21 protein-coding genes and 2 tRNA genes are annotated in these 21,167 nt (G+C 39.0%); 11 read left to right on the plus strand and 12 right to left on the minus strand.

All coding sequences use genetic code 11. The features are described 5' to 3' along the window. Positions 1-117 precede the first annotated feature (117 nt). Entirely contained in the window at positions 118-816 is a 699-nt protein-coding gene (locus BN2458_RS01515; protein ID WP_231944812.1) for a hypothetical protein, read from the plus strand. Between the two features lie 34 nt (positions 817-850). Further along, positions 851-1,786, plus strand: a complete 936-nt coding sequence (locus tag BN2458_RS01520) for an NAD(P)H-dependent glycerol-3-phosphate dehydrogenase (protein WP_058122023.1) — start codon at positions 851-853, stop codon at positions 1,784-1,786. A 29-nt stretch (positions 1,787-1,815) separates the two neighbouring features. Here BN2458_RS01520 and BN2458_RS01525 read toward each other — a convergent pair whose 3' ends face one another. From BN2458_RS01525 to BN2458_RS01575, 11 genes are all read right to left on the minus strand, one after another. Further along, a complete protein-coding gene (locus tag BN2458_RS01525) occupies positions 1,816-2,103 on the minus strand; it encodes an HU family DNA-binding protein (RefSeq protein WP_034326740.1) in 288 nt (95 codons plus the stop codon). A 117-nt stretch (positions 2,104-2,220) separates the two neighbouring features. Beyond that, positions 2,221-2,454, minus strand: a complete 234-nt coding sequence (locus BN2458_RS01530; protein ID WP_034326743.1) for a hypothetical protein — start codon at positions 2,452-2,454, stop codon at positions 2,221-2,223. Beyond that, positions 2,438-2,821: a flagellar export chaperone FliS gene (fliS, locus tag BN2458_RS01535; protein WP_034326745.1), complete on the minus strand. Its 384-nt coding sequence runs from the start codon at positions 2,819-2,821 to the stop codon at positions 2,438-2,440. The genes BN2458_RS01530 and fliS overlap by 17 nt, the downstream gene beginning before the upstream one ends. Positions 2,822-2,831: 10 nt before the next feature. Then, positions 2,832-4,880 (minus strand): flagellar filament capping protein FliD, encoded by a 2,049-nt coding sequence (fliD, locus tag BN2458_RS01540; RefSeq protein WP_034326748.1) that lies wholly within the window; start codon positions 4,878-4,880, stop codon positions 2,832-2,834. 52 nt (positions 4,881-4,932) lie between these two features. Continuing rightward, positions 4,933-5,328, minus strand: coding sequence for a FlaG family protein (locus BN2458_RS01545; protein WP_058122024.1), 396 nt, complete (start codon positions 5,326-5,328; stop codon positions 4,933-4,935). 63 nt (positions 5,329-5,391) lie between these two features. Beyond that, on the minus strand, positions 5,392-6,597 hold the full coding sequence (locus BN2458_RS01550) for a murein hydrolase activator EnvC family protein (protein ID WP_034326752.1): 1,206 nt from the start codon (positions 6,595-6,597) through the stop codon (positions 5,392-5,394). Then, positions 6,597-7,406, minus strand: a complete 810-nt coding sequence (locus tag BN2458_RS01555) for a hypothetical protein (protein ID WP_034326754.1) — start codon at positions 7,404-7,406, stop codon at positions 6,597-6,599. Before BN2458_RS01555 ends, BN2458_RS01550 begins: the two co-directional genes overlap by 1 nt. Further along, positions 7,393-8,061 (minus strand): cell division ATP-binding protein FtsE, encoded by a 669-nt coding sequence (locus tag BN2458_RS01560; RefSeq protein WP_034326756.1) that lies wholly within the window; start codon positions 8,059-8,061, stop codon positions 7,393-7,395. Before BN2458_RS01560 ends, BN2458_RS01555 begins: the two co-directional genes overlap by 14 nt. Positions 8,062-8,064: 3 nt before the next feature. Next, positions 8,065-9,252 (minus strand): tRNA (guanosine(46)-N7)-methyltransferase TrmB, encoded by a 1,188-nt coding sequence (gene trmB / locus BN2458_RS01565; protein WP_034343340.1) that lies wholly within the window; start codon positions 9,250-9,252, stop codon positions 8,065-8,067. Then, complete coding sequence (locus BN2458_RS01570; protein ID WP_034343338.1) at positions 9,252-10,508, minus strand: fibronectin type III domain-containing protein; 1,257 nt, start codon at positions 10,506-10,508, stop codon at positions 9,252-9,254. Before BN2458_RS01570 ends, trmB begins: the two co-directional genes overlap by 1 nt. Further along, complete coding sequence (locus BN2458_RS01575; RefSeq protein WP_034326762.1) at positions 10,438-11,550, minus strand: RluA family pseudouridine synthase; 1,113 nt, start codon at positions 11,548-11,550, stop codon at positions 10,438-10,440. Before BN2458_RS01575 ends, BN2458_RS01570 begins: the two co-directional genes overlap by 71 nt. 56 nt (positions 11,551-11,606) lie before the next feature. Here BN2458_RS01575 and BN2458_RS09560 point away from each other — a divergent pair, with 56 nt between their 5' ends. From BN2458_RS09560 to ftsZ, 5 genes are all read left to right on the plus strand, one after another. Continuing rightward, positions 11,607-12,746 carry an FtsW/RodA/SpoVE family cell cycle protein gene (locus BN2458_RS09560; protein ID WP_081951489.1) on the plus strand — a complete coding sequence of 380 codons (1,140 nt, stop codon included), beginning with the start codon at positions 11,607-11,609 and terminating at the stop codon, positions 12,744-12,746. Continuing rightward, positions 12,708-12,784 (plus strand) — tRNA-Ile (locus tag BN2458_RS01580). The genes BN2458_RS09560 and BN2458_RS01580 overlap by 39 nt, the downstream gene beginning before the upstream one ends. Positions 12,785-13,022: 238 nt before the next feature. After that, positions 13,023-14,546: a peptidylprolyl isomerase gene (locus BN2458_RS01585; protein WP_034326765.1), complete on the plus strand. Its 1,524-nt coding sequence runs from the start codon at positions 13,023-13,025 to the stop codon at positions 14,544-14,546. Positions 14,547-14,553: 7 nt separating this feature from the next. Next, on the plus strand, positions 14,554-15,921 hold the full coding sequence (ftsA, locus tag BN2458_RS01590; protein WP_034326766.1) for a cell division protein FtsA: 1,368 nt from the start codon (positions 14,554-14,556) through the stop codon (positions 15,919-15,921). A gap of 9 nt (positions 15,922-15,930) precedes the next feature. Then, positions 15,931-17,136, plus strand: a complete 1,206-nt coding sequence (gene ftsZ, locus BN2458_RS01595) for a cell division protein FtsZ (RefSeq protein ID WP_034326767.1) — start codon at positions 15,931-15,933, stop codon at positions 17,134-17,136. Positions 17,137-17,302: 166 nt separating this feature from the next. Here ftsZ and BN2458_RS01600 read toward each other — a convergent pair. Beyond that, a tRNA-Arg gene (locus BN2458_RS01600) sits at positions 17,303-17,379 on the minus strand. A 132-nt stretch (positions 17,380-17,511) separates the two neighbouring features. Between BN2458_RS01600 and rpsU the strand changes: the two genes are divergently transcribed. The 4 genes from rpsU to BN2458_RS01620 all read left to right on the plus strand — a co-directional run bounded on the left by rpsU (position 17,512) and on the right by BN2458_RS01620 (position 21,131). Further along, on the plus strand, positions 17,512-17,724 hold the full coding sequence (gene rpsU, locus BN2458_RS01605) for a 30S ribosomal protein S21 (RefSeq protein WP_002955579.1): 213 nt from the start codon (positions 17,512-17,514) through the stop codon (positions 17,722-17,724). A gap of 91 nt (positions 17,725-17,815) precedes the next feature. Then, entirely contained in the window at positions 17,816-18,559 is a 744-nt protein-coding gene (locus BN2458_RS01610) for an ABC transporter ATP-binding protein (RefSeq protein ID WP_034342096.1), read from the plus strand. Further along, positions 18,556-19,248 (plus strand): hypothetical protein, encoded by a 693-nt coding sequence (locus BN2458_RS01615; protein WP_034342094.1) that lies wholly within the window; start codon positions 18,556-18,558, stop codon positions 19,246-19,248. Before BN2458_RS01610 ends, BN2458_RS01615 begins: the two co-directional genes overlap by 4 nt. Next, a complete protein-coding gene (locus BN2458_RS01620) occupies positions 19,245-21,131 on the plus strand; it encodes a phosphoethanolamine transferase (RefSeq protein WP_034342093.1) in 1,887 nt (628 codons plus the stop codon). Before BN2458_RS01615 ends, BN2458_RS01620 begins: the two co-directional genes overlap by 4 nt. The last annotated feature ends 36 nt before the right edge of the window (positions 21,132-21,167 follow it).

The raw sequence follows: 21,167 nt of genomic DNA on the forward strand, positions 1-21,167 counted from the left end.
AATATTTGGTATAAAATTATAGTTTAAGATTTTATAGAATCTTTTACAAAAAGTAGAAAATACCGATATTTAAGTAGCTTTATAGAGGGTTTCAAAGAGATTTTAGGGGTGAGGCAAGTGAAAAACATAAAGGTGATGATGCTATTGTTAAGTTTTGTCTTAGGCTTAATGTGGGCTGAAGATTCACAACTGAACCAATTAGAATCATTAGAGGCACACAAGACTTCTTCTGATACAAATATAAGCAAAGAGCAGAGTGAAGATTCTGGTGCAAGTATGCAGGTGAGTAAAAATTTCTCAATCAAAGCTGATATAACCGCAAATGAGGGATATTCAGAGTTTGAACTTGAAACAGGTAAGGCAAATTTGAATGAGTTTGACGCTCCAATATCGCGTTATAGAACTGGTATGAAGCTTAATTATTCTTTTAAACCTGATGCGCGTGTAAAATTAAATTTTTTCCTGTTGAATGCTTTGGAGATAAATACCCAAAGACGTGGAGGAAAGGTTAAACCATATAATGATGGCACTTTGTATGAAGAGAATACATATGATTATGGCAGTGTAGCGGTGGAATCTAGTTGGGTAAATAGTGTTGGTGTGGCTTTAACGATTTTAGGCGTTCATAGGATTTCGCTTACAATGAAGCAAACGCAATTTGCTGGTGAGAATAATTCACTTGTCGCCCATATTGGTTTCCCCACCTTTGTTGGCAGTGTGAAACAAAATTCAGTATTAAATGATGGGAATCTGGTAATTGCCAACCCTTTTATGATTACCACGCAGTCTTTTTTGACATATACTTATGTGTTTTGATATGACTACATAGCATTATTTAGTAGGGTTTATTATGAATACAATCACTATTTTTGGTGGCGGTGCTTGGGGTAGGGCGTTAGCCTTTGCATTTGCTGAAAAAAATAGAGTTAGCATTGTTTCGAGGCGAGATATTAGCGCACTCCTCGCACCTCTTAATAAGAATCTTGTAAATAATAATCATTCACCCATTACGCAGGTAAGCCACAGCCAAGCATTAGATTCGGATTATTTTGTAATGGCTATTGCTACAAGTGCCTTGCGTGAATGGCTACATAGTGTCGCCTTGCCTCGTGATATAAAAATGCTCTGTGCAAGTAAGGGTATAGAAGCCGGCAGTGGTGCATTTGTGAGTGATATTATGGAAGAGTATGTGCCACACAAGAGCATCGCATACTTGTGTGGTCCTAGTTTTGCTACAGAGGTGGTGCGCTCCCTGCCTTGTGCGCTTGTGATACACTCGCGCAATCTTATCTTAAGTCGTGAGTTTGGCTCACTTATGCCACATTTTATCAAAACCTATGCAAGTCCTGATGTCGTGGGTGGCGAAGTTGCTGGGTCGTATAAGAATGTCATTGCCATAGCTGGTGGAATATGCGATGGCTTGAATTTTGGTGCAAATGCAAAGGCTTCGCTGCTTGCGCGAGGGCTTGTAGAAATGAGCCGATTTGGAGAGCATTTTGGTGCAAAAATGGAAACATTTTTGGGGCTTTCTGGTGCGGGAGATTTATTTCTCACATCAAATTCTACAATGTCGCGCAATTATCGTGTTGGACTTGGATTGGCGAAAGGAAAAGCAATTAATGAGATTCTCAAAGAGCTTGGTGAGGTGGCTGAAGGTGTGATTACTGCAAAAGCTATTACAGAGATAGGACAAAGGGAAAATATCTACACCCCAATAGCAAGGGAAATTAGTCTCATTATTGAAGGAAAAAGTGTGAAAGAAAGTTTGAAGTCTCTAATGGCGTAGCCCAAAGAGCTACGCTTCATCTGTTTGGCTTATTTTTTAGCCTTTGCTACGAGGTCTTTCAAGCCTTTTCCGGGTCTAAATTTAGGAACAGCTTTTTCTGCTGTTTTGTATGTTTTTGATGTGCCGGGAACTTTGCCTGTTTTAGCTTTTTGAATTGCTGTTTCAAATTTACCAAAACCAACAAGTTCAACGCTTTGTTTTTTAGAAAGAGCCTTAGAAATAGCTTCTGTAAAAGCGCTTACTGCTTGTTCAGCATCTTTTTTTGTGCTGTAATTGCCAACTTTTTTAACCAATTCCACGAATTCTGCCTTGTTCATAGCAAACTCCTTACTTTAGATTTTGAACGCGCCCATTCTACAAGAAATTAAGGCTTGAGTCAAGGTTTATATAAGATGTATGCGTATTTTGAGCAGATTTTCTATCAAAAATCTATGCTAGAGAGAATTTTCGAGGAATTTTTTAGCGGCTTTAATCTGTTCCATATGGATTTTAGTTTGGAGTTGCTTGGATTGTAGAAGTAGTCTTGTTTGATCGATAAGTTCTAAGGCTTGGAGCTTATCTTCAAGAGATGCAGATTCTAAATCTTGTGGGAGATTGCTTATAAGCACGAACGCGCCTTGGTCGTCTTCTTTGAGCAAGGCGACTTTAAGTTTATCGAACCAATTCATCTTGGTTAATCTCTCTCCACGCCTCAAGTAACCCTTTAGCAACATTTATGACAACATCAATTTTGGCGGGGTCATTTGCCACATTTGCCTGTGTAAGGAGCTTTATTTGGTGTGTGTAAAGCCCTGTGAGATATACTGCTACTTCGCCGCCTTTATCGTAATCAAGCGTATTCAAAAGCTCTGTAAATATATCTGTCGTGCGATTGATATAGTAGATTTTTTTCTCAATATCCTCTGCTTCCATATGTCGCTTCGCTTGGGCGCAAAATCGCAAGATTCCCTCATAGAGCATTTCTACAAGTTTAACAGGAGATTCTACAGAGACTGAATTTTGTTGATAGAGGCTATAAGCGTTATTGCCATACATTGGTTACTCCTTATTTTTTAGCTACAGATTGGTCAATCATCAGCTGAACGCTGCTGAAAGCATTGTTTGTTTTAGAAATTTGTGAATCATAGGCTGCAAATCTTTGTGCCATAATATCATAGCGCATATTAAGCTGCTCTACTGCTTTTTTGCGGTCCTCGCGTAACTTTTTGTCATCTCGAGTAAGGCTTTCTTCAAGCAACTTAAGCCGCGCATTACCACCATTGAGTAGCCTATCTAATTCTTGGTCAAATTTTTTAAACACACCATCGGTTTTCACCTCCCTAAATTCTAAAGTCTTTAAACTCCCATAGAAAAACTCCTGTGTGCCCTCTGGGTCGGAGCTTAACTCCATTTTGAGCTTATTCATATCAAGACTCATTTTGCCCTTTTCGTCAAGGGATAAGCCATATTTTGCAAGTCCCTTAATCTCGCTTTCTGTTGAAATAGTCGTAGAAAAAATGCGATTGAGTGTAGGGCGTATCATACGAATATCACTATCGCCATTAAAGATACCCGCTATTTTGGAATCTTCATCAAAGCGCGTAACTTCATCAAGCTTTAGCCCAAGCTCATTGTAAGTTTCCACAAATTGCTTTACATTCTCGATAATATCCTCATCATTGCGCGTGATGTTAATCACTGCGGGTTTGCCCGGCTCTGTGGTTGTGAGAAGCTCGATATTTACCCCACTCACCACATCATCTATTGTATTTGTAGGGCGTCTCATCGAGATTCCATTATATGAAAACACCGCATCTTCAGCTGTTTGCACCTTGCGTATTTTAAATAAATCCTCTTGTGTTTTGGCATAATCCATAGTCGTGCCGCTTTTCAATCCTAAATCTTCCAATGCCTTTTTACTATCAGGGTCATTGTCCGCAAAAATACTCACTTCGCCTGTGTCGGAATTGATGACAAGCTTGCCTTCATTATTCACAGAAGCATAAATACCTGCAATATTGTTAATCGCCTCTGCGATACTCTTCGCATTTTGTTCGGCTGTATTTTTCTTTTTGGTAAGTGTAGCAAGGTCAAGTGGAATACTACCTATATTAATAGTGCCTTTGAGTTGTCCTGCACCCACGCTTTTGGTTGCTACTATTAAATCATCTTGTTGAGTTGATTTATTGTCCTCACCAAAACCTAGAGTTTGCGACTTGCTACCCTCGAGATTAATGCTATGCCCACGTCTATCATTGATTGTGAGCATATCGCTATTTGCACCGCCTACGCCGATATTCAAGTCATTGCCAAGCATACCTTCAAAGTCAGAATCATTTTTAATTGCTTCAATAATCGCCTCTTTGAGTGCTTGTGCATTATCTTGCGACTTAGAACTTGCAGTTGTTTTTGGCAATCTTATGGATAAGGTCTTATCAATGCCTTTCTTGTCTTTAAGAGTGATAGAAAAATCCCCATCGTTAAGTTCAAAAGACCCACTAGGCACGGCAGAGCCTACGGCAGTCGAGCCAAAATATATGCGCGAAGCCTCGCCTGTATCTTTTGAATTAATCATTAGCTGGTAGGGATTTGAACCGCCTGTTTTCATTACAATCCCCATTACCTCGCCCTTTGTCGTATCAGTAATGAGTTGTGCCACGTCACCTAGCTCCATACCCGCTTTAATTTCGATTCTATAATCTTGCCCCTTATGGTTGAACTTTAGCACAGAATCCTTTTGGCTAAAGACAGATTCTCTACTCTCATACTTCGAGCCTATTTCGTTAATATCAGAGCTTGCCACAGAATCTACATCGATTTTTATATCCTGTGTAGGCACACCTGTGGAGATAGTAGCCTTTAGTGCATCTCCTATGACATTACTAGAGCGTCCTAAGTAAGTAGAGTAATCAGCAAGTTTGCTCGTGCTAGATTTCAACCCACGTAAAGAAGAGGTAATGGCTACAAGCTCGGTTTGCTTCTCCACATTTTGCTCGATTTTTTTGTCAATAGGCTTGATGTGAGAGGCTTCGTCTGCCTCTCTAAGTTTATCAATCACTTCGTGATTTAAAACCTTGCTTCCAAGTCCTAGCGAACTCAATGTGCCAAGTGCCATTATTCCTCCTCCCTTCTAAAGTAGATATTATTTTAAACCATAAAGTAAAAAGCTATCCCTGTTTGTCAAAAATCACACCAATCACTTCGCGCATTCTTTTCATAAGCTCAATAGCCTCTTTAGATGGAATCTCGCGTATCACCTTATCGCTATTGCTCTCTTTTACGGTTACTTTAAGACCGGGGATATTTTCATTATATGAAAAATTTAAATCCGTGCCTACACGTTTCATCTCATCATTGAGCTTTTTGCTTAATTCACGCAACTCATTTTCAAGCTGTTTTTTGTTTTCCTTATCTTGATACTGCGCGGTTTCTTCCCGTCTTCGCACTTCCAAAGGGCGTGTGTCCTCCGCAACTGCATTGCCACTAGAATTTACCATATCGACAAGTCGTGTCCTTATGGATTCTGTATTGTCAATCTTACTGATATGATTAGTATCAATCATAATGTCCTCCTTGTGAAGATTTAGAATTGAAGTAAGGCAGTATCGACTTTTAGGTATTTTTTTTTAATTTAATTTGATAAATTCGGCAGGGTTGATATGTTTATCTTTTTGTGTGATTTCAAAGCTTAGTCTATCATTAACCTTGCCAATGATTGTGCCTTTTTTGACGGATAGCCCCGTTTTGATAGAAGATTCTATTTTATCCATATACGCATAGATTGTATGTAGGGCATTTTGATGCTCAATAATTACCACTTTTTTAAGTCCGGGTGCATCTTTTGCATACACAATCTTGCCATCAAGCACATTTTTTACATTTGCATTGCTTGATTTTGGATTGAAAATAATTGCAGCATTGAAAATCTTAAACTTATACACAGGGTCAAAATATGGTCCAAATCTTCTTTCAATTACATAATTATCAAGCGGTGGGAAAGTTTTTGCACCCTTATATGGGATAGTAGGCACATCTCGGTATGAGGTACCAAACTGCTTTGGGGCTTTGATGCTATCGGGATTCTTTTGATTATCAATAAATACCTGCTGTTTAGAGTCTGAGCGTTTTTGCTCTTTTACAATGTTGAGATTAGAAAGAATATTATCGAGATTCTCGCGCTCTTTGACAATATCTTTAAGTTGTTTGTCATAAATCTTTAAGTCAGTTTGCATCTTTGCCAAGGTTTGCTTCTGCTGTTCCTTTGCACGCTCTAAATGCTCCTTTCTGTCAGTTTGAGTTTTTATAGAAGTTTGAATTTGCGAAATTGTATTGGTAAGCTTTTTTATCTCGTTATTGAGGATATTTTGTTTGGCGTTAAGCGTCTTAATATTGTTTTTTGTGTTATTTTGTAAGATGTTGTAGATATAAGATTCTATGACTTCATCTACTGAATCCGCATCAGCAGTGCGATTGATAATCATAGAAAAGGCAATATTTTGCGCGAATAGTTTCACGAGCTGTTCTTCGCTTTTTTGCTTTTGCTCTATGAGTATTCTTTGCTTTCTTTGAAAATCTTTGAGTGTCTTTTCTTGACTTTGGGATTTGCCTTGATTTTGCAAAATATCTTTTTGTAATATATCAATTTGCATACCAAGCTGGGTTAGCTCACGATTTTTAGTATTTATCGCCCTGCCTAAATTATCAAGCTTTTTGCTAATAGCCGCCTCTTTGGACTTCGCGTCTTTGAGTTTATCCTTTGCGGTATTTTGGTCAATATTCGCCAAGCACATACTTGCAATAGCGCATATTGCAAAATAGCCAAAAGCCCTCATTACAGGTCTTTTTGTTTAATGATGACAAAAACCACCGACACAATAGATACAAGGACTGATGTAAAAAGCAAAATGATGAAATCGCTTCCTATGCGGAAAATATCGCTTGTAACTTCAAGCGTTTGCATTATTTCTTGCATTTTGTTGTGATGAATGATATATGTCATACCCGTGATAATCGCTATTGTAGAGATAATAGAATCTATAAACGCAAGGCGGAATAAAATGCCATTTCTCATCCACGCGGGAGCACCCAAAAATGCCATAATCTCCATTCTGTCACTATGCTCGAATTTCCAAATCTCAATTTGCTTTATCATCAAAATATAGCTTAGAATCGCAATCAACGAGGCAAATACGACAATTGAACTTTTGATAATAAGTAGGAGCTTATACACCTGCGAGTGGCTTTTGCTGAAAGATTCTACTTTTGTTACACCATTGAGCTTTTTAAGCGTGGCATTAATCTTTTGCAGACGCTCTTCATCAGGGAATGTAGAGAGTTTGAGTGAGTAAAAAAAAGGTAACTCTCTTTGCAAAGTTTCAATGCTCTCGCGGCTTAAGTCTTTGCGCAATTCATTCATCATATAATCTGGCGTAACGGCTTTGAGCTCCTTTGCTTCACGAATAAAGCTCTGAATCTTATCAAGTGTGAGTGCATTTTGTGAGGCGATAACAATTGAGTAATTGTCCGAGAGCTTATTTTCGTGCTTACTTACCGCACGATTGACAAGCATAATGCTTTCAAAGCTAAATAGAAGAGCGAGGAGCGGGATAATTAGTGCCAAATGTCTCCTAAGCAAACTCATAGACCACTCCTTCCTCGATATGTAATCGTCTGTATGGGATATTGAGTCTATCGGGCATTCTGTGTGTTACAACAACCACGGTTATGCCGAGCTGTTCATTCACACCTTTGAGTAGATTCCAAATCAACTCACTCGAATAATCATCAAGGTTGCCTGTTGGCTCATCGGCAAAGATGATTGTCGGGTTATGTGCGAGTGCGCGTGCCATTGCCACGCGTTGTTGCTCACCACCACTTAACTCTAGTGGGAATTTATTTGACTTATGTGAAAGCTTAATATGCACGAGAAGCTTCTCTACTTGTGCTTTACACACTTCCTTTTTATAGCCATTAATTACCATAGGAAGCATTACATTGCGCTCGATATTCCATTCCTTGATAAGCTTGTAGTCTTGAAACACAATGCCAATGTTGCGGCGGAGCTGATTAACGCGGTTTTTTGAAGCCTTTTGCATACTCACGCCAAAGACATTAAGATGTCCGCTTTTCACACCTAAATGCCCGAAAAATGAGCTTAAAATAGTGCTTTTTCCACTACCCGAAGCCCCTGTGATAAACACAAACTCTTTGGCGTTGATATTAAAAGTAGCATCTTTAATCACAAGCTCATCGTTATAGCCAAGATTCAAATTTTTTGCCTCGATAATTGCACTCAATTCTCACTCCTGTGTTAATATCTGCATCAAATGCGTATGTGCCTTTATAGCCGCCTGTGTAGGGATAGGGTCGCCACCTATGTAATGCGCGGATAGAGTGGGGTAAAACGCAATTTGTAAAAACGCATTTTGAGGTTGAAAAAAATCTCCAAAACACAATGTCATCACATACACATCTCCCGCACAATACAAACCATCAATGTGCAAAAACCAATCTTTTGCAATTTTCTTATACGAAAAATCTGTGTAATTATCCACATTTTTTCTTAGAATCTTATCAAAACTGAATCTATTTTGATTATTTTGCACATTTTTTGTATTTTTCTCCCCATTTTGTTTAAAAATTTTCATATCATAGATGTCTTTTTGTTGCCTTTCCCAACGCGCTTCATATTTGCTCGTAATATCAAGCTTTGTATTTTTATACACTTCAAGGTGTAAAAGTGGCTCATTCAGCGCAAGATTGAGCGTGTCTTTAAAATAGATTTCATCATCGCTACGCAAGTGCAAAAACGCGTTTTCATCTAATACGCGTAAAACTTCTTGTAAGAATCGAGCCGAAAATACGCGTCTATGGGGCTTTTTATTCCACGGGACAGGGAAGTGAAGGTAGATTCTGTCTGCTTTAGAATCTGGCAAGATTTCAAGCAAAACCCGCGCGTCAGCATTGATAATGAAAAGATTTTCTAATCCCAAAAGCTCTATTTGTCTTAGAATCTGCTCGATAGAAGGCGTGTGAATCTCCACGCCAATGCAGATTCTATGCGGATTATTCTGCGCTAAATGTAAGAGATGTCGCCCCGAGCCAAAGCCTATCTCCATAATGAATCTATCTCTAAAATCCAAAAAAAACTCTATGGGCTTAAAGTAGGGCAATTGCAGATTTTGTCGAGGTGAATTATTGTTGAGATTATGGCTAATGAGTGAATCTTGGTGTTTGCTTAGAATCTTTAGGGCATTTTTAATCACGCCCGTATGCACTTTTGCGCTGCTTTTTTCACATTTAAGAATACTATTGTTTTTTGTCGCTCTTTTTTGTTTGCGTAGGAAAAATGCGTTTTGTTTATATTCTACAAGAATAAGCGATTGGTTGGCGTCATTGCACTTTATAGCCTCATAGACAAAGGTAAAATCCTCCTGCATATAAGGCAGCGATGGCAGAGAAATATTTGAAGCAAGAAAATGCGGCATTATGGCTTTGCTTTTTGGAGCGTGATTTCTTTGCTGGGAGTAGATTCTATGCCATTTATATCCACGCTTACAACACTATAAACATATGCTTTGCCTTCTTGCATTTCTTTATCTATGAAGCGCGTATCGTGTATATCAATGAACCTCATACTTTGATTCCATAAGCTTTTTTCCTTGCGATAGACGACATAGCTCACAATGCGGTCATCACTTGGCGTTTGCCACGAGAGAGTGGCTCTATTATCGAGCATTGTACCTTCAAATTGCGTAGGTGCGCTGGGTGGAGGGAGACTAGAACCCTTGGCTGGATAGCTACTTAGGCGTCCTTGCAGTCCATTATCACCTAAAAGCACGACTTGATAGGTGTAGCTTACGCCATTTTCCTTGTCTTTAAGCTTGTGCGTATATTGTGTTTGGTTTGTGGTGGCGAGATTCTTATAAGTTTTGCCATTAGCGGAGTAGGAGATTCTATATCTTTTTTTGCTTACCCCTTGTGAATCTGGTGCTTCATTCCAAGTGATTACAATAGCGCGTGGCAAGTCATTGCTTGCCTGTATGTTTTCAATGGGTGCGGGTTGAGGGATAGTAGTCGCGCTCACACTCGCAGAAGCTTTGCTCTTTATGCCCTCAAAGTTTTTTGCAATAACGCGATAGGTGTAGGTTTGCCCGTCCTGCAAATCCTCATCGAAATACTCCACACCTAAGCGGTGCGGGATAGTCGCTATGGTCTTAAATTCTCCGGCTTTATCAAGACGTTGGATAAGATAAGAATCTACGCTGGGATTGGGGTGGGGTGAATAGATGATTTTAATCGTTCTAGGTTTGTTATTTATAGCGAAAACGCTCTCCACCGCATCGATAAATGAAGTTTTGACTTCGAGCGTTTGCATTGTTTGCGAGATTGTATCGTTTTCGCCTAGAATCTTAAAACCATAGATATAAGTTGATTGGGGTTTGAGATTATCATCATAGAAATGCGTTGCAGAGGCGTTTTTAATCCTCTCAATCTCTTGCAACTCTTTCTCATTTGGCTTAGAGCGATAAATCACAAAGCCTTTTACATTTTCATCTTGCATAAGTTTCCATTCAAAGCCCACGGACGAGACATCAGCGAGTGCTTTTACAGAATCTAACTTTGGCAGGGAGCTATCCTCTTGCAACACGGGATTGAGGGTGCTACACGAGTTAAGGAAAAATATGAAAGGCGTCAATAATCCTATCAACTTCAAGCAAGTCCATAATGTTTTGGCAGTCATCGGGCAAATCCTTTGTAAAATGATTTTGGAGAAATTCTAGCATATCTGTCAAAATGGGGGCTTTAAAGATATAATTTTCTTTGTTGCGCGGGTGGTTGAGATAAAGTATATAGGCGTGGAGCAAAATTCTATTATCGTAATGGTAGCTCTCCGTGCCCTTTTTGTATCCATAGAGTGTATCGCCAAGGATATGGCGAGAGAGGCTTTCAAGGTGTGTGCGGATTTGGTGCGTCCTGCCTGTGTGGAGCTTCACTGCTACTAACTCACATTTACCATTATCCGCAGTGGCGAGTTTGATAAAGGAGCTTTTGGAATCCCGCACACCCTTAGGAATAGGCGCATTTGGGCGAATATAAATCTTGCTCATTTTGAGGCGATTGTGGGGATTGCGCCCCATAAAGCATTCTATTTGCTGATGAGATTTTAAGGGCTTATCAATAAGTGCGAGGTAATAGCGTCCCATTTGCCGCTCTTTTAGCTCTTGGGGGAGGATTTGATATGCAAGGTGGGATTTTGCAATGGCTAAAGCCCCGCTTGTTTGTCTATCGAGGCGATGAATAATGCCATATCGCTCCTCGCCACTTAATGTATGCAGGATATGCGAATGTGCCCTAAGCCAATCAGTGAGGGTTGGTTCTTTAAGGCTTGGGGCTTGATGCACGACAAGATGAGGCGGTTTATTGATAATTAAAATATCGCTATCTTGATAGAGAATCTCAATATTAAATTTTTTATCCTGCATATCAAGAGGAAGTGGAGTGGGGATGGGATTTATAGAATCTGAATCTGTGGGGTGCGTAGGATTAGAACCCTCAAGATTAGATTCTGTAATAATATCTAGCCTTATGTGGTCATTTTCTTTAAGAAATATGCCATTTTTTGTGCAAAGTGTGCCATTAAGATAGACTTTTTTGCTTTTGATGAGGTGGTGGATTTGGTTTTTGCTGCTTTTGAGATATGCGCTTAGAAGCGAATCTAGCCGCAATTTACCATTCATATCTTTGTTGTTTAAGTCAATATTTGATACAATTAATTCTTTCATTATCTTTTCTGCCTTAGAACTCAATACGTTTATATAAATTTTGTAGAGGAAAAATTGTGATTGATAGACGGATTCTAGCACATTTTGATTATATTTTATTATTGCTGATATTGCCACTTATTGGGATTTCACTTTTTTTGATGAGTGAGCTTGATAGTGTGTTATTTGCGAAACAAGTAAAGTATATTGCTGTGTGCTGCGGTCTTATGACACTTTTGTTTATTGTGCCTTACAGACAACTTAATGGCATTATTATGGTAATTTATGGCGTGTGCGTAGTGCTCCTTATCCTCGTGCATTACATTGGCACACAAAAACTTGGGGCGCAGAGATGGGTAGATATCCCTTTCACAAGCTTTTCTATCCAGCCCAGCGAGGTGATGAAAATTGCCCTTATGCTGCTCCTAGCTTCATATATTACGACAAATCCACCACCACAGGGTGGTTATGGCGTAAAGGAATTTCTCACTATTAGTTTTTTTATCCTTGTGCCATTTTTTATTATTCTCAAAGAGCCTGATTTAGGCACAGCTATGGTGATTTTACTCACCGGATTTGGCACCTTATTTTTAATTGGTGTAAATAGGAGAATTTGGATTACTTTAGGGCTGGTTGTGGCATTTTTAGCACCTGTGGCTTATGTAGTCGATCCGCTCAAAGACTATCAAAAAAGGCGCATTATGGATTTTATATCCGATAAATCCCCATATCAAGTAAATCAATCTCTTATTGCCATTGGTGCGAGTGGTTTTTTTGGCAAATCAAAAGAGGAAGCAACGCAATCGCAACTCAAATTTCTGCCTTATGCGAATACAGACTTTATTTTTGCGTATTTTGTCGAGCGATTTGGTTTGTTTGGCGCATTTGGGCTATTGGCATTATTTTTTGCGCTGATTGTGCATATTTTAAGTTTAGGATTCGCGTATGCACAGGATTATTTTTTGCGTGTATTGGCAGGATATATTGCTATTTTGCTCTTTTTGTATGTGGGGATTAATGTCTGTATGGTTATAGGTTTAGCCCCTGTGGTGGGAATCCCTCTGCCGTTAATGAGTTATGGTGGGACGAGCTTTGTAACATTTATGACACTTTTTACAATCCTTGAAAGCGTCCTTGCCTTTAGATTTGTTTTTGAGTATAATGCCAACTCCAAGCCCGGACCTTTAGCTCAGCTGGTCAGAGCACTCGGCTCATAACCGATTGGTCGCAGGTTCGAATCCTGCAAGGTCCACCACTTTGATACAATCCTTAGTTTTTTACTGCTTAGTAAATCTTAATAATAGACATTGGGTAGGTAGTTGTTGCAGATTCTAAAAATATTTACAATTAAAAATGCGAAATGAGGTAAGAAATCGACAAAAAGGCATAATTTTGCATAGTAAATTCAATATTTGCGCCCTTTGGTGCATTTATTTATGATACAATCGCAAACTTAAAACTATACAAAACACAATTAAGAGGTTATACATCAAATGATTACTTGGATGCAAAAACATAAAAAATGGCTTATCATCACCATTTGGGTGAGTGCTATTGCATTTATTGGTGCTGGTGGGGTGAGCTGGGGCTCTTATGGATTTGGCTCGAGTAATGATAAAGTCGCACGAGTAGGGGAGATTGATATTCGTTTGCCCGAGTTTCAAAGGACATATAGCAAAATATTTAGGGAAAATGCAGAGATAATGAACGAAAGATTTGGTCTCTCGCTTGATGAGGCACAGGCAAAGCAGCTTGGGCTGCCTCAACAAGCCTTGCAGTCGCTTATACAGCAAGCACAGATTCGCAACTTTGCGCGGGATTTGGGCTTGGTTGTGAGTGATAGTGAAGTAGGACAGGCTATCATTGATGAGAAAATTTATGTTGATGAAAATGGGCAGTTTAGCCGAGATGTGTATGAAGCAGCTTTGAGAGATATGCAACTAAACAAAGCTGAATTTGAAGAAGATGTGCGAAACATACTCATTTTGCGCAAGGTTTTGAATCTTATGAATGCGGGCGGTGCGCAGTCTATTCCTTTGTTAAAGGCTACATTACTTGAGAGAAATGCTCTAGAAATGGCGCACAATGTGAGTGATAGACTAATGATAAAGACTATTCCACTCTCACAAATGCAAGTAAGTTTTGATGATGAGGAATTGAGGACATTTTGGGAGATGAATGCGGATAATTGGAAAACGCCAATGGAGTTTGAAATAGAATATATCCTAATTCCATTTAGTGAGCAAAAGCCAGAGCAAGAGGCATTACAGGAGCATTATGAAAACTTTAAGAGCGATTATTTAGACGAAAATGGACATTTATTGACCCTAGAGCAAAGTATGGATAAGCTTATGCAAGATGTGCAGGTAGTCGAGGCAGAGCGGGTGGCAAAGAGGGCGTATAGGGATTTAAAAAATGGTAGCAAGAGTGGCATCGTGCGCCATATAAAAGAAAATGAGCATTTTTTTATACAAAATGGGGTGGATTTGGTTGTAGCGGATATGAAATTAGCGCAAGTTGGGCAAGTGTTGCAGCCTATACAAGCTGATGATGGATTTGTAACGCTTAAACTTTTGAGTAAAAAAGAGAGTGTGAATCAAAGCTTTGAAGAGGCTAAGGCGGAAGTTACACAAATGTATAAACACCAAAAAGCAAGAGAAGCACTCGTAAAGCTCGCTAAAGAAAGCCTCAAGGATTTTAAGGGCACAGATATTGGCTTTGTCTCCTTTGATAATGGATTCGTGCAACCTATACCTACATTGCAGGACACTCAACAGGCGCATTTTCTCTCACAAGTCTTTGGCTCGCAGGAGAGTGAAGGATATGTGCTTTTTGATGATAAGGTGGTGCTCTATCGTGTGCTTGAGCAATCTTTAGCTAAATCTGGAGGGCAAGAGTATGAAAACGATACCGAAATACTTGCAAAGGGTGCGAAACTTCAGGCAATTTTGGATTCGTTTGTAGAGTATCTTGATAAAACTTATAAAACCACCATTTACATTGATGTAAGCAAGTGAGGCGAAAGTGGATAGGATTATTTTAGGTATTGACATTGGCAGCACAAAGATTTGTGCCATTATTGCCGAGATAAAAGATGATGGAATCCCGCATATTGTAGGCACGGGTATGCACAAGGCTGAAGGAGTGCGTAAGGGCTCAATTTCAAACATAGAGCAAGCCTCTACTGCCATAAGAAACGCGGTAAATGACGCTAAAATGGTATCTGGTGAGCAAATAGACAAAGCGATTATTTCACTCTCTGGCGCATATGTAAAGAGCATTAGGGAAACAGCTATCATCAATGCACCAAAAAATGAGATTGGGCTCACAGAGATTCGCCGTGTTATGCAGACAGCTATTTATAATGCAGATATTCCCGATGACCATACGCTTATCCACGCTTTGCCTTATGAATTTAGGCTCGATGGGCAAAGCTATGCTGAAGACCCTATGGGTATGAGTGCTTCGCGTCTTGAAGCATTCGTGCATATCGTAGCGGCAAAGAAAACCGCGCTAGAGAACCTTAAACGTGCCGTGAGTGAGGCAGGGATTGAGATTAAAAATATCGTTTTGAGCGCCTATGCTTCCTCGATTGCAGTTTTAAGCAATGAAGAAAAAGAACTCGGTGTGGCGTGTTTGGATATGGGCGGACAGACTTGCGATTTGATGATTTATAGCGGGTATTCTATGCGTTATTGCGATTTTTTAAGCGTAGGGTCGCATAATATCACAATTGATTTAGCTACCGCGCTTAACGCCCACCCGAGTATAGCAGAGGAGATTAAAGCAGAATGTGGTAAGCTTATCTTAAGTGAGGACGATAAAACAAAATCTGTCAAGGTTTCAATGATGACGGGCGAAAATGTAGAAAAGTTTGTGCCTTTGGAGGTGATTCACGCAGTGATTTTTGCACGCGTAGAGGAAACCTTGAGGCTTCTGGCAAAGAGTATTGAAAAAAGCGGCTTAAAGGATAAGATTGGCGCGGGGATTACGCTCACGGGTGGTATGGCGAATTTAGAGGGTATGCAAGAATGCGCCTCGAGCATTTTTCGCAAACCTGTGAGAATCTCAAAACCTATAGCCGTAGATGGGCTTTTTGATCGTTTAAGAGGCACAGATGGTGCGACAGCAGTGGGCTTGATACTACACGGTGCGGGGCGACATACAAACTATGAGATGAATCACGAAAGGAATCTTTTGTATAAAAGCAATATCATCACAGATAGTGCGGACATACATAGTCTCGAGCTGCCAAAAAGTGCCATTGAAGAGCCGAGCATAGGCTCGAGGATTACACAAATTGAAGATTTGTCAGAAATTAGGACTTCAAATGGTGATAAGCGTAACAATCTTTTTGTAAGATTCCGCGAATGGGCGAGTCAATTATTTTAGGAGGCTTATATGAATACAGATTTCAATGCAGATTATGTTGATATACAAGAAGTGCAACCAAAGCATAACGATACGCTTGATAGACCAGAACATAATGTAAGAATTACCACTATCGGCGTGGGCGGCGGTGGCTCACATATGATAACTCACCTCTCAAATACAAACCCACATCACGCGGTAAATCTTGTCGCAGCAAACACAGATAAACAGGATTTATATACGACAAAGGCTCAAGTGAAAATGGTGCTAGGCGAGAAACTTACAGGCGGTTGGGGCGCAGGTATGCGACCAGAAGTAGGTGAGAAAGCAGCATTAGAGACTTATGAGGAGCTAAAACTTGCAATTAATGGCTCACAAATCGCATTTGTATGTGCCGGACTTGGCGGTGGCACAGGCACAGGCGCGGCACCGGTAGTAGCAAAGGCTGCAAGAGAAACGGGTGCGCTCACAATCGCTGTTGTAACTAAGCCCTTTAAATCCGAGGGCAACAAACGCGCAAAATTTGCAGAGGAGGGCTTAAAGAAGCTTAAGGCAGAGAGTGATTGTATAATTGTGATTCCAAATGAGCGGTTGCTTTCTATTATTCCGCCAAATCTTGGCTATAAGGATTCGATGCGTATCGTTGATGATGTGTTGGCTCGTGCAGTAAATGGTATGTCAAACATCATCTTAAGGGGTGCTAACGAGGGTATGAATATGGATTTTGCCGATACACGCACCGTTTTAAGCTATGGTGGTCTAGCACTTATGGGGATTGGCGAAGCTAAGGGTGATGAGGCAGCAATAGAGGCAGTGCGCAGAGCCATAGAATCCCCACTGCTTGATAATGTCGATATCAATGGCGCAAAGGGTGTGCTTGTGTGCTTTGAGATTAATGAAGATTATCCTATGAGTGCCACAGATAAGGCTATGGAGCTTATCCACAGGGCTGCCGATGAGGACGCGGATATTTTTTGGGGAGTTTATATAGATGAGAATGCAGAGATAGATTCTGTGCGTGTAACGGTGATAGCTACGGGTTTTGAGCGAGAGATTATTGCTAATAATGAGAATCCACAACAGCCTCAAATGACGCAAGAACAGGTTATGCAAAAGCAAGCTATACAGAAGCTTAATGATAATTTTCGAGCAATATCACCTTCTTTCAAAGAACAGAATGGATTGCTTGATTATGAACTTGATGTCCCCACATATTTGCGTGCAGGACGAGACTAGATTCTGTTAAGCCCTAATTGCGCTTAGGGCTATGGCGCAAAGCCACCACAAAAATTTTCAATTTTCTATCATTTTCTTAACAATATGTTTTTTGCCAAAAACTCTAAACATTACAGCGCGTGAATATTCTAAATTTTGTAAAATAATCTTAAAGTAAGTGTAGAAGTGGCGTGCTCGGAGGGATTCAAACCCCCGACCTACAGGACCGCAACCTGTTGCTCTATTCAGCTGAGCTACGAGCACAAATGTGAAGTAAGCTTGGTATTTTAGCGAAATTTTCTTAAAACTCACTTTATATAATGCAGTTTTAAGGATAATTAAACAAAACTCGCGTATAATGCCGCTTTCAAATTTTACAAGAAAGTAGGTGAGACTATGCCGGGTATCAAAGTGAAAGAAAGCGAATCTTTTGAAGAAGCGTATAGGAAGTTCAAAAAACAAACCGACCGCAACCTTGTTGTAACCGAGCTTCGCGCACGAAGATTTTTTGAATCTAAAACTGAAAAGCGCAAAAAACAAAAAATTAATGCAAAGAAAAAAATGCTTAAGCGACTCTATATGCTCCGCCGTTACGAGTCTAAACTCTAATGTGTTATCTAACTCTTCTTCTCTCTTAGAGAGTGAGGAGAGAGTTAGTCTTACTTCCTTATTATCCTCATATACAAAAATGGAGTGAGAGATGAATGAATCTAATCTTATCCAAATCACACATTTAAGCAAAACTTATACTCATATAAATGCTTTGAATGATGTGAATCTAAGCATTCCTCAAGGCAAAATCGTTGGTTTGCTTGGACCAAATGGCAGTGGTAAAAGCACTTTGATTAAGATTCTCGTAGGGCTTTTGCGTCAATATCAAGGTGAAGTTTTACTTGATGGACATAAACCAAGCCTCTATACCAAAGAAATCACTGCATATTTGCCCGATAGAAATATCTTAAATCCTAGAATGAATGCGGCTCAATGTATGAGATATTTTGTAGATTTTTTTGCTGATTTTGATGAAAATAAGGCAAGGCAAATGTGTGAGATTTTGCATATTCCTTTAGAATCTTCTATTAAAAGCCTCTCCAAAGGGAATATTGAAAAATTACATTTAATCCTTGCCCTTGCGCGTCAAGCAAAGCTTTATATTCTTGATGAGCCTATTGCCGGAGTTGATCCTTACTCAAGAGAAAGAGTTTTTGAGCTGATTAAAAAGTATGTTCCAAAGCATTCAAGTGTGATTCTCGCTACGCATCTTGTCAATGATGTGCAACCTATTTTAGATGATGTGATATTTTTGTATCAAGGGCGTGTGTTACACTATGAAAGTGTGGAATCGCTCACAGATAAATATGAAAATCTTCAAGCGGCATTTAAAGCTGAAGTATCGCGCTTAGATACTTTTGCAGGAGATTTTATAAATGGAGAGGGCAAATGAAAGGATTTTTCACATTTTTTAAATATGAATTTTTATCAAGCGCTATGCCTCTTGCCTTTACTTATGGGATGGGAACACTTGCCCTATTGTTACTAAGAGTTCCTGATATATCTTTTTCAAGCGAATGGGTTTTTTATGAAGGTATCATAAGAGTATTGCTTAATACTCTTATGATGGGTAGTTTTATAGCTTTTGGTATATTGCTTATAGTGCGTGCATTTCAGAGCTTTTGGGTAGAGATTTTTGGAAGTAGGGGATATTTGACACTCACCTTGCCTCTAAGTCTTGATACTATTTTGCTCTCTAAGATTATCACTCTTGCCTTTTGGGCGGTAATTGGGACTTATTGTGCCTCTGTATTTTATAACTTAGAATTTTTTGTAGAAATCTTATTGAATATAGACATACAAAATGCCCTGATAATATTTTTTGATACATTGATTATAATATTATTTTATATAACACTTATACTCTTTATTACTGCTTTGCTTAACGCCCTCAAAGTGCGCACTTTTGTGTTATTTAAAGGCTTTGGCATTGCGCTTGTTATTCATCTTTTATGGATTCCATTTACACTTGTATATGTAATGCGATATGATAGTTTTTTAAGTATAGACACATTATTTCTTTCCATTGTATTTTACTTTGTTGCGCGTTATTTGATTATGTATAAACTGGAACTTGAATGAAGCTTTTTGCGAATGCTACACTTTTTAGAATCTATATCATTTTATTGTTTTTAAATACAATTATTCTCTTTGGTTCGCAGTATTTTGTTTATACGAAGCATTGGGATTTGTATTGGTTTAGTTCATTTTTTTATCGTGAATTATTGCTGTGTGTGAGCTATTTTTTGGCTTTTTGGCTTTTTTCTTTGCTCCCTCAAAGGCTTGGTAAAGTCTTATCTTGGATTATTTTTGCTCTAAGTGTGCTCTGTTTTATCATTGATATATTTTTGCTTTATACTTTTGATACAAACCTCAATTCTTATCTTGTCATTGTTGCCCTAGAGACAAATCCGCAAGAGAGTGTGGATTTTTTGCGCAATTATATCACCCTCCCACTATGTGGTATTTATGTGCTTTTTGCTCTTGCGTGTTTTATTTTATGGCGTAAAATCACACCTTTTATCCCTTCACACAAGGTAATGAATAGAATCTATATCGCACTTGGCATAAGCATAGCGATTTTAGTAACGATGATTCTCACTCATACGAAGCCACTCAATGAAGATTGGTCAGATATGCTTTATAATTACACAAAGCAAACCTACCGCGCGATTGAAAACACGCGAGGATTCATAGAAGAATACAAAAAGCTTAATGCTAAATTTGATGAACTCTCCACCACTTTAAAAGTCAAACCTACACAAAATCCTATTGATAACATAGTGCTTGTCATTGGAGAATCTACTCAAAGAGGCAAATTAAGCCTTTATGGCTATCCATTACCTACTACACCACTTTTAGAGAATCTTAAAACTTCTAAACCAAACAATCTTTTTGTCTTTAGTGATGTCATCTCTCCTCACGCCCAAACACACGAATCTCTTTCCCTCTCCCTTAGCTTTGCTAATCAAGATTCACAAGGTATCTCTACCCTTAAGCCTTCATCTAAAAAGCGCTCTGTAAAGCCTACAATCAAGCAATGGTATGAATACTTAAATATTATTGATGCTTTTAAGCTAGGAGGTTATCACACTATTGCTATTTCAAATCAAGAGCCAGTTAGTCTTTTTGGCAACGCAGCTGCTACGATTTTAAAACGCGCTGATGAAGTAAGCTTTGTCAATGTCAATGACAAAATGAGCACGACAAAATTTGATGAAAGCATTTTAGAGATTCTTAAAAACGAGCAGCTAGAGCAAGAAGAAGTAGGGCAAGAAGGTTTGCAACAAGGTGCAGATGAAAATACAGAGCAAAAATTAGAATCTAGCCTAACTCACACAAAGCCTACATTCTATGCCCTGCACTTAATGGGCAATCACGCCAAGTATTATAACCGCTATCCAACCAACTTCGCACATTTTGCGTCTAAAGATATGCTTTGTCAAGAGGATAATTCACCTCAAAAAGGTGCAAATATAGAGGAAAATATGCACTATGATAATGCCACCCTCTATGGCGATTTTGTCTTAAGTGAGATTATTAAGCGATTTGAATCCAGTGATAGCATAGTGATTTATTTTAGCGACCACGGAGAAGAAATTTATGATTTTAGAAATTTCATTGGGCATTCAGATTCTAAAATTTCGCGCTTTATGGTAGAGATTCCTTTTATTATTTATGTAAGTGATACTTTTATGCAAAAACATCCATATCTTTATAAAAGAATAAAAAGAGCCCAACATCAAAAATATATGAATGATGATTTAATGCACACACTGCTTGATATTGCAGGTATTAAGATGAAAGGCTATGAGGCAAAAAGGAGTATTTTGAGCGAGGATAAATCTTTTTTAAATGCGCGAGTGCGTATTGTGGGTGAAAAAAAGGGTGCAAGAGGTTATGATAAAGAATTAAAAACACAAGAAAGCTATATCCAGCAAGGCTTATGCCAAAAGAAAGAATAATGTAGCTTGAATGCTTTTAAAGAATCTAGAAATTAT

Origin of the sequence: Helicobacter typhlonius (assembly GCF_001460635.1) — a bacterium.
In the GTDB taxonomy this organism is placed as follows: Bacteria; Campylobacterota; Campylobacteria; order Campylobacterales; family Helicobacteraceae; genus Helicobacter_C; species Helicobacter_C typhlonius.

Excerpts from the sequence above, each read along its gene's own strand:
- BN2458_RS01520 (WP_058122023.1), top strand. The coding sequence starts at position 851 with ATGAATACAATCACTATTTTTGGTGGCGGTGCTTGGGGTAGGGCGTTA.
- BN2458_RS01525 (WP_034326740.1), bottom strand. The coding sequence starts at position 2,103 with ATGAACAAGGCAGAATTCGTGGAATTGGTTAAAAAAGTTGGCAATTAC.
- BN2458_RS01530 (WP_034326743.1), bottom strand. The coding sequence starts at position 2,454 with ATGAATTGGTTCGATAAACTTAAAGTCGCCTTGCTCAAAGAAGACGAC.
- fliS (WP_034326745.1), bottom strand. The coding sequence starts at position 2,821 with ATGTATGGCAATAACGCTTATAGCCTCTATCAACAAAATTCAGTCTCT.
- fliD (WP_034326748.1), bottom strand. The coding sequence starts at position 4,880 with ATGGCACTTGGCACATTGAGTTCGCTAGGACTTGGAAGCAAGGTTTTA.
- BN2458_RS01545 (WP_058122024.1), bottom strand. The coding sequence starts at position 5,328 with ATGATTGATACTAATCATATCAGTAAGATTGACAATACAGAATCCATA.
- BN2458_RS01550 (WP_034326752.1), bottom strand. The coding sequence starts at position 6,597 with ATGAGGGCTTTTGGCTATTTTGCAATATGCGCTATTGCAAGTATGTGC.
- BN2458_RS01555 (WP_034326754.1), bottom strand. The coding sequence starts at position 7,406 with ATGAGTTTGCTTAGGAGACATTTGGCACTAATTATCCCGCTCCTCGCT.
- trmB (WP_034343340.1), bottom strand. The coding sequence starts at position 9,252 with ATGCCGCATTTTCTTGCTTCAAATATTTCTCTGCCATCGCTGCCTTAT.
- BN2458_RS01570 (WP_034343338.1), bottom strand. The coding sequence starts at position 10,508 with ATGACTGCCAAAACATTATGGACTTGCTTGAAGTTGATAGGATTATTG.
- BN2458_RS01575 (WP_034326762.1), bottom strand. The coding sequence starts at position 11,550 with ATGAAAGAATTAATTGTATCAAATATTGACTTAAACAACAAAGATATG.
- BN2458_RS01585 (WP_034326765.1), top strand. The coding sequence starts at position 13,023 with ATGATTACTTGGATGCAAAAACATAAAAAATGGCTTATCATCACCATT.
- ftsZ (WP_034326767.1), top strand. The coding sequence starts at position 15,931 with ATGAATACAGATTTCAATGCAGATTATGTTGATATACAAGAAGTGCAA.
- rpsU (WP_002955579.1), top strand. The coding sequence starts at position 17,512 with ATGCCGGGTATCAAAGTGAAAGAAAGCGAATCTTTTGAAGAAGCGTAT.
- BN2458_RS01610 (WP_034342096.1), top strand. The coding sequence starts at position 17,816 with ATGAATGAATCTAATCTTATCCAAATCACACATTTAAGCAAAACTTAT.
- BN2458_RS01615 (WP_034342094.1), top strand. The coding sequence starts at position 18,556 with ATGAAAGGATTTTTCACATTTTTTAAATATGAATTTTTATCAAGCGCT.
- BN2458_RS01620 (WP_034342093.1), top strand. The coding sequence starts at position 19,245 with ATGAAGCTTTTTGCGAATGCTACACTTTTTAGAATCTATATCATTTTA.